Source organism: Okeania sp. SIO1H4, from assembly GCF_010672695.1.
Lineage (GTDB): Bacteria > Cyanobacteriota > Cyanobacteriia > Cyanobacteriales > Microcoleaceae > Okeania > Okeania hirsuta.
In genome coordinates this window covers 1-8,182 of record NZ_JAAHGB010000012.1, presented here as the reverse complement: position 1 = coordinate 8,182, position 8,182 = coordinate 1, and the positions used below count along the sequence as shown (strand labels likewise).

Here is an 8,182-nt window from a genome sequence, read left to right as displayed (position 1 = left end):
GTAACAATGGGGTCTGGTGTAGTTTGAGTGAAACCTGTTTGTTGTACTTCCCTAACTGTGTAATTTCCTGCTGGGATATTGTTAATGGTGTAAGTGCCGTCTGTATTAGTTATAGCAAAGGGTTCATCTGCATCTAAGGTATTACTGTTGTCAAAATCGACATAAATAGTAAATCCTTCTAATGGAGGTTCACCTGGGTCGAAGAAACCATCACCATTAAGGTCGTTGAATTTTGTACCACTAATACTCCCACTCTGGGCAATAGTAGCAATATTAGCAATATCTATATTTGTAAAAGTTGTAGATCCAGAGTTAACCGTAATAGTAGGAGCTGCAACAGTTTGAGTTAAACCAACAGGTGGAATATCTCTAATACTATATGTACCAGGGTCTAAGCTGATATTTTCAAACAAGTATGACCCTTCACTATTTGTTACTACTCTAGGTTCATCGTTGTCTAAAACTTGATTATTATTAATATCGACGTAGATAGTAACTCCTGCCAAACCTGGTTCGATAAAGTCTAAAACACCATTGTTGTTGATATCGTTGAATTTTGTACCACTAATTTGCAGGTTTGTAGGTGCTTGGGGACCAGTGACTTGTAGGCTAAAAATTTGCGTATCTGTAGTGTCACTGGGGTCAGTAACTGTAAGTTCAATATTGCTGTTACCTATGTCTTGGTCTGTAGGTGTACCTGTTAATGTAGCTGTACCGTTTCCGTTATCGGTAAATTGTAACCAACCAGGTATGTTACTGGAGTTAATATCTATCCGGTCTTCGTCTATATCATTAGCAGTAATTTGGTAAGTGTATAGTTGACCTACTGTAGCTGTTGTTGGCGCTCCACTTGTAAATACTGGGTTGTCGTTAACTGGAGTGACATTGATGTTAAGGGTGTATGTTTCTTGACTGTTGAGTCCACCACTATCACCGATCTGGAATTCTAAGTTGGTGTAATTATTGCCGAACTCGTTATGGTTGGGGATGTAGAAAATGTTTTCAAGAACACCCTCGTCTGTGAATGTTTCCTGTCGTCCTAATTCTGGAGTTCTGGTTATGTTGAAGTTGCTGAAAAAGTCACCATCTTCATCTCGAAAGTTGAAAATTGATGTATTAAATTGAAAGGTAGTATCTTCTTCTATTGTAATCTCAGCATCTGCTGCAGTTGGGGGTGTATCTGTACTTCTTTCCCCGACATTAATATTAATTGTGTATTCTAAACTATCAGCTTGACCGTCATTAACTGTAAATGTGAATTCATCGATGTTATTGCCTGCAGGAGTTGGTTCTATACTATATACCAGTTGGTCGATGTCACTAACGGGGATGGGGTTAGTGACTGGTTCATCGTTGAGAGTAAGACTGCCTAAAGTTGGTTCTTGGGCGATCGTAATACTTGCTAGGTTGTCTCCATCTACATCTACGATAGGAAAGTTGCTTTCTTGGAATTGGAATTGTCCAGTGATATTTGCTTCAAAGCGAATATTATCATCTGTACTTACGGGAGGGTCATTAACTGAATTGACGTTGATAGTTATTGTCGCTTGGTTGCTATTTTCTGAACCATTGTTAAAAATAACTGGGAATGTGGTGTAGTTGTCGCCATTTTCGTGAATTTCTGGACGATAGCTGAGAGTTCCTACTTGGGTAGCGCTGATAGTTTGACCAGGAGTTAATGGTGAACCTGCCAATAATAGTTCCCCTCGTTCGGGTAAATTCACGATTTCGATTTCGGTTAGAGGGTCGCCATCGGAGTCTGTATAATCAAAATCAGTGATACTAAAGTTGTAGGTGGTATCTTCGTCTATGCGGATATTGCTATTATTAGCTGTTGGTGCGGTGTTGACAGGTTCAATTTGAGAAGCAAAGAGCAAATTTTCTGGCAAAACTCCTGGATAACTTACCAACACCTCTTCTCCAAACGCCAAATTATCCCCAACTTCCCCAACTTTAACCCCAAGTTCCCAACTACCACCTAATTCTGCATTACCCACAGGACTTACTGCACCAGCAACACCTACCCCACTCAACTCATGGAACCTTCCCACAAAAGCTTTCCCAATATCTCCCGCACCTACCTCGCAACCATACAACAATATTCCACCAGAACCTATGGTCTCACCCCACCTTTTCAACTCCGCCTCGTATTTGGTCAACGTCGAGATACTTAACTTAGTATTACCCAACTGCAAACTACCAGGAGAACCATGACAAACAATATGGAGACTATTAACTGGATAATCCAAAATAGCTCTAGTTATTTGTCTGACCTCATCTTCTTCCGAGTTCAGAATTACAACTTTTGCCCCTGCCAAAACCCCGGATGCTAACATTTGATAACTTTCTACCGTAGGGTCAATAATTACTAATATTCCCATACCAGGAGGCCAAATACTCACACAATGGCTATTATCTTTATCCCTTATGGATTTAATACCCAACCGTCTGCACGGTGCAAATGTGGTTGGTGAGGTGAGAATCCCCATTGACCCCGTTCTCCTGACTCGGTCTTCCTGACTCCTGACTTCTTCTTCAATTGCAAACTTTTTACAGAAAATTTCATGGTTGTGATTTTGGTTTAAAAAGTTCATGGTAAATATTTGTGAATCTGTTTTTCTCTGAGGATTTTTCCTGACCAAGTAAAGATTCAGGAATTAGAATTTGGATAGTAAATTATGTATAACTTGTGTGTAAAAGACCGGGTTTAAAGGCTTCATCAAATAAATTAAATTGGCGATCTTCAAGACTAGTTTAGGAAGCTAATTAGCTACTAATTGTTATGGCCACAGCCTATTGACTCCGGTTTTTATACTGTTTAGTTTTTTTTATCATTTTCTTTGTGGGTTTAATACCCCACCGTCTACACGGTGTTCAAAATTACTTGGGGTGAGAATCCCCATGTAATTTTCCTCCTGTCTCCTGTCTCCTGTCTCCTGTCTCCTTCTTCAATTGTGAATTTAATCGTATATAAATAACTAACATAACGGCAATAAAGATAATATTAAATTTTATTTTCCGGAAGACCATAAATAAGTTTTGTAAAGTTTTGATTGGTAATCTTCTGATGAAGTTATGTCTAATAAATTAACTTATTCGATGTTTCACTGCACTTGAAGACAATATTTTACTGATCTTAATAAATTAGTTGTTGGCTAGGTTGCTCGAAGAAGATATTAATGATATAAACGTCTTAAATTATTATGTACTGAAATCAAAGTACACCAAGTTAAATAAATATACCGATAAGATGAGGACGAAATAAAATGGGAAGTAAATTTTTATTATCTTTAATCTCAATATTTATTTTAGGAGTTCCTTTAACATGGGCAAAATCTGCAACTGGATTAACACAAATAAATTCTACAAAAGTTAAACCTCAAGATGAGTCTTTTCTCCATTTACTATCACCACCAATATTACAGAGCTTAAATAACTCCCATTCTGTTCCTTCAACAGTTAGAAAAAAAACCCTACAACTAGCACAAGCATCAGATGAATATGACGATCTTTCAGAACTAGACCAAGTAACCTCCGTATCCCAACTCTCAGATATCCAACCTACAGACTGGGCATTTCAAGCATTACAATCATTAGTAGAACGTTACGGTTGTATTGCAGGATATCCAGACGGCACTTACAAAGGTAACCGAGCTATGACCCGATACGAATTTGCTGCTGGGTTAAATGCCTGCTTAGATAGAATGACAGAATTAATTGGCCAGTCTACAGTAGACTTAGCGACTCGCGAGGATATAGCTGCCATTCAACGTTTAGTTGAAGAATTTGCTCCAGAGTTAGCTACCCTCCGTGGTCGAATAGATGTACTTGAAGCTCGCACCGCAGAATTAGAAGCAAACAGGTTTAATGGCACTACAACAATATTTGGTGGAGAAGTAATATTTGGTTTAACCAACGGTTTTGGCGGTGAGGATGTAGTCAATGCTTTTGGTGGACGTGGAGACGGAGACAAAAACACAATTTTTAATTATTTAGTACGACTGCAAACAGCTACAACTTTTACAGGTAAAGACCGCCTACGAATAGAATTGGGTGCGGCAAATTTCAGTAGTCGTAGTTTTGCAGGTAGTCAGTCGTTTAATACAGATATGGCAATTTTATCTTATCAAACAAATACAGATGATGAGTTTCAGATATTTAAGTTGGAATATCGTTTTCCCGCTTTTGGCGATCGCGTGGTCTTCACTTTCCGTCCTGTCAACTTCAGCTTAAATAGTGTCCTCACAGCTAACTCCCCTTATTTTGATGCAGGTCGTGGGTCTATTTCCCGCTTTACTGACTCTAGTCCCATATTTAAGATAGGTAGATTAGATTCTGGTTTAGGTTTTGATTGGTTAATTACTGATAAAGTACGTTTGCAAGTTGCCTACGGTACGCGGGATAGCGAAAACCCTGGCAAGGGTCCCACTGGCCAAGGTGGTATTACTGATGCTGGTCATAGTGCTGTGGGAGTCCAATTTTTAACTGTTCCGTTTGATAATGTATTGACTGGCGTGACTTATATTAATGCTTATTCAGAAGATGGTTATTTGGATACTTTTACTGGTAGCTTAAATGCTGATACTTCTGGAGGGTTAAGTATACCTGCTAATATTAATGCCGTGGGTGGTACAGTACAATGGCGAGTTTGGGAGAAAATAACTCTAGGTGCTTGGGGAGGATGGGTATTTACAAATTATATTAATTCTGATGCTCATGCTACTTCTAATACTTATTTATTTTCTGTTGGTATGTCTGACCCTTTTGGTCGTCAAGGAGATTTATTTGCCGTTTTATTTGGTAAACCGTTAAAATTAGTTGATGGAGATAATGGCATTGAAGAAGATGAGGATACTTCTTATCATATTGAAACTTTTTATCGGTATAAAGTTAACGATTATATCACAATTACTCCCGGATTTTTTGTAGTGACTAATCCAGAACATAATGAAGATAATGAAACAATTGTAATTGGAGTTTTACGGACAACTTTCCGCTTTTGACCTTGAAGAAGGAAGAAGGAAGAAGGAAGAAAAAATGGATGGGGACTCAAACTTCAACCAATTGTCAACACTCTGTAAGACAGTGGGGTATTAAACCCAAAAGAAAAAGATAAGTAAAATTAACAAAAAAAATTTAGAATAACTATATTTATCTATGATTGAAGAAAGAAGAATAAAAAAGTGGATGGGGACTCAAACTTCAACCAATTTTCAACATCTTGTAGATGGCGGGATATTAAACCCAAAAGAAAAAGATAATATCAAAAATAATAGCTTTTTGATAGCAGTAAGAAACAGAGAACAAACAAGAGTAAAGGTGCAACAAAAAAGAACAAAATATTTGGGAATGAACGAAGACAGGAGTCATAATTCCCTTCTGCCTTCTGCCTCCTCCCCTCTGCCTTTCCTGATAAATTCAATTAATAAATTGATATGTTTCTTTCTTTCTTCTTCTTTTTCCCTTGGGTTAATATCTGTAGCTTACGCTCAAGAAGAAAATTCTAGGGAACCAGCAAAACGTAGAATAAGCGTACCATTTTTTGAAGAAGAGAGAAAACTAGATTTCAGTGGCTTTTCTAATACTTTTTTAAATGATGCTCTGGGTGGTACAGGCGACCCAATGGGTGGCACCACTGCACCTGGTTCTGATTTTACCATGTCTCCAGATGTATCGGACTCGGAATTTTCCGACCCTTCTCGTGGAGTGGGAGACCCCTCTCGTGGTGGAATGATGAGAGGTTCTCAACCTGCTGCTGGTAGCTCTGGCGATCGCGTATCACCTACACCTATAACTCCTATTACTGGAGGTGGAGGTAGAGGTATTTTTCAACAGTTACCACCGAGGTAAAAGGTCTACTCTTCGATCAAGCAAGTTCGGTGAAATCATCAATACTAATGACGCTTTCCTCTACACCCTGTAACGTAATAGAAAGCTGGTTAGTACTAATGCGAGTATCATTACCTATCTGAGAAATAGTCAATTGCTCGACACTCAGACCACCCTGTAAACCAATAATATCTATTCCGTCTTCAAAATCAACAATAATATTGTCGCCATGACCTAATCCAAAGTCAAAGCGATCGCCACCAGGTCCGCCGATGAGAATATCATCACCCCTGTGGCCACCAATAATATCAACACCATTACCTCCATCAACTGTATCGTTACCTTTACCTCCAAAAAGTAAGTCGTTACCATCCAAACCTTGGACTGTATCATCACCTTTGTTGCCATAAATGAAACTATTTTCAGAAGTTCCGATTAAATCATCATCATCATTTGTACCGATAATAACATTAGGAGCAATAACCGACTGAGTTCTCTCCCAAACACTTTCCCCGACTTCTCGCCCTAACTCGCGACCATTCAAGTCCCCATCATCAAAATGAATACCACCATAAAGACGAGAAATACCAGCTTCATCCGCAGCTTCACTAAAAGTATCCCACTCCAAAACTAGAGGTGACTCCGGTGTCAAACCAGGTTCAAAACGAGACTCTCCTGCTGCAAAACTGACTGAAGCACCAAAATCATCACTACCAGTAAACCGTTCCAAAATTTCAGCACCCGCAGCACTAAAAGTACTATGACCAGATACATATTCAGCAAAAGGAGGTGAAGGGTCACTACCAGGAGTTTGAAAGGTGAGAAAATCAGTTGCTAAAATAGTTTGGGTTCCTTCTGCTGGACCTGCCCAAGCATCAATGGCAAAACCACCAAGTTCTGGATTAAATTCTCCTATTAAACCCAGTTCTCCTAACTCCCGGACTGTGCGTACAGGTCGAGCATAATCATAAAAAGTTTTAGCATCCCAAGCAGCAATACCAGCATCAAATACTGCATTACCCAAATTAAAGAACAGTTTCACATCCTCGTCTAAAGTATGATTATCCCTAGCGGAAACAAATTCTCCAAAAGTCAGCCAAGTTCCGGGAGGGAATGATGTACCGCCTCCGTCTTCCCAAAATTCGGCGATTAATTTTTGTTCATCTGTCAGGTTAGCACTGAGATCGACAATTCTTTGTGTCTGTTCGATAAATTTAGGATTAATAATTGTACCAACAATATCGGGAGTAATTTCAACCACAGACTGGTCTGCTAGAGTAATTGTGCGTGCTTCTAAGTCTACCTCACCATCTACAAGTAAAAATGGTTCTGGTGCTTCTGGTCGTATGTCTTCAACGGATGTGAGACCAAAGGGTGTAACATTACCCCATTGAGGAGTTAGGAATGTTTGCACTCTTTGTTCTTCACCGGGTAGAGCATCAATGGGAACCCGTTCGGGAGTCCAAGACTCTATATCGATAGTTTCTCCAGGAAAATTAAGGGGTTGATAGTTAGTAATATCGGAGTAAGGAGTACCGTTACCGTTAGGGTCATTTCCTAGTTGGTTGGAGCCATCATTTCGACGGAATGTTAATAGTGCTTCAGCGGAGACGTTACCAATGCCAGCAGGAGTGCTTGTATCAGTGGTTGTGTTGTTGGGGTCAAAGCCTAATTCAGCCATGACTTCATTGAAAATTTCTACTTCGCTAGGGAAGAGTTCCGATAATACCCGATAAGCAGCAAAACTTATAGCTTCAGTTTTGTTGGCATCAGTGTTTTCTGACTGGGGACGTTGGAGATTATCCTCTAATTGAGTTCCAATAGCTAGTGGGTCGTAGGCGCTCCAAGCGTCATAGGCGGCTGTGTGTAGGATGCCATAAGCACGGGAGGCAACAGTCGGACCGGGGGAGGTGTTGATGACTGCTTGTTGTACTGCTTGATCCCATAGTACGGAAATGCTTGGTGTGGGATTTTCTACTGTGACAAGTTGAGTTTCTGGGTTGACGGTGAGATTGATGTTGTTGTCAGAAATTTGCTGATTTTGCCTGGTGGAATTATTCATGTTTTTTTTTTAGTGTTAAAGAACTAAAGTGTAGAAGGAAGAAGCAAGAGTCGGATAGGCGAGTTATCAAACAGGATTGGGTCTAAAACCCCGCCTTTTAAGGTGAAATATTCTTTCTGTTTTGCGATTATTAATGTTCTATTGCTCTATTGGACAATAGTTATTGCTCTGGTTCAAAAGCGATCGCTCTGTTTGGCGATTATTAATGTTCTATTGGACAATAGTTATCATTTTCTTTGTGGGTTTAATACCCCACCGTCAACGGGGGTGTTCACGCATTACTTGGGGGAG

General features: G+C 39.6%; 4 protein-coding genes. 2 read left to right on the top strand and 2 right to left on the bottom strand.

The features are described 5' to 3' along the window. A partial coding sequence (locus F6K06_RS11070; RefSeq protein ID WP_287323236.1) for a DUF4347 domain-containing protein occupies window positions 1–2,594 on the bottom strand: 2,594 nt, incomplete at its 3' end. 672 nt (window positions 2,595–3,266) lie between these two features. On the opposite strand from F6K06_RS11070, the gene F6K06_RS11065 reads away from it, so the two are divergent. Together F6K06_RS11065 and F6K06_RS11060 are read left to right on the top strand one after the other, a co-directional pair. Further along, window positions 3,267–5,003, top strand: a complete 1,737-nt coding sequence (locus tag F6K06_RS11065; protein ID WP_287240972.1) for an iron uptake porin — start codon at window positions 3,267–3,269, stop codon at window positions 5,001–5,003. Between the two features lie 154 nt (window positions 5,004–5,157). Then, complete coding sequence (locus tag F6K06_RS11060; protein ID WP_124145802.1) at window positions 5,158–5,850, top strand: hypothetical protein; 693 nt, start codon at window positions 5,158–5,160, stop codon at window positions 5,848–5,850. Window positions 5,851–5,866: 16 nt separating this feature from the next. Here F6K06_RS11060 and F6K06_RS11055 read toward each other — a convergent pair whose 3' ends face one another. Continuing rightward, window positions 5,867–7,891 (bottom strand): DUF6851 domain-containing protein, encoded by a 2,025-nt coding sequence (locus tag F6K06_RS11055; protein WP_124145801.1) that lies wholly within the window; start codon window positions 7,889–7,891, stop codon window positions 5,867–5,869. Window positions 7,892–8,182 lie beyond the last annotated feature (291 nt).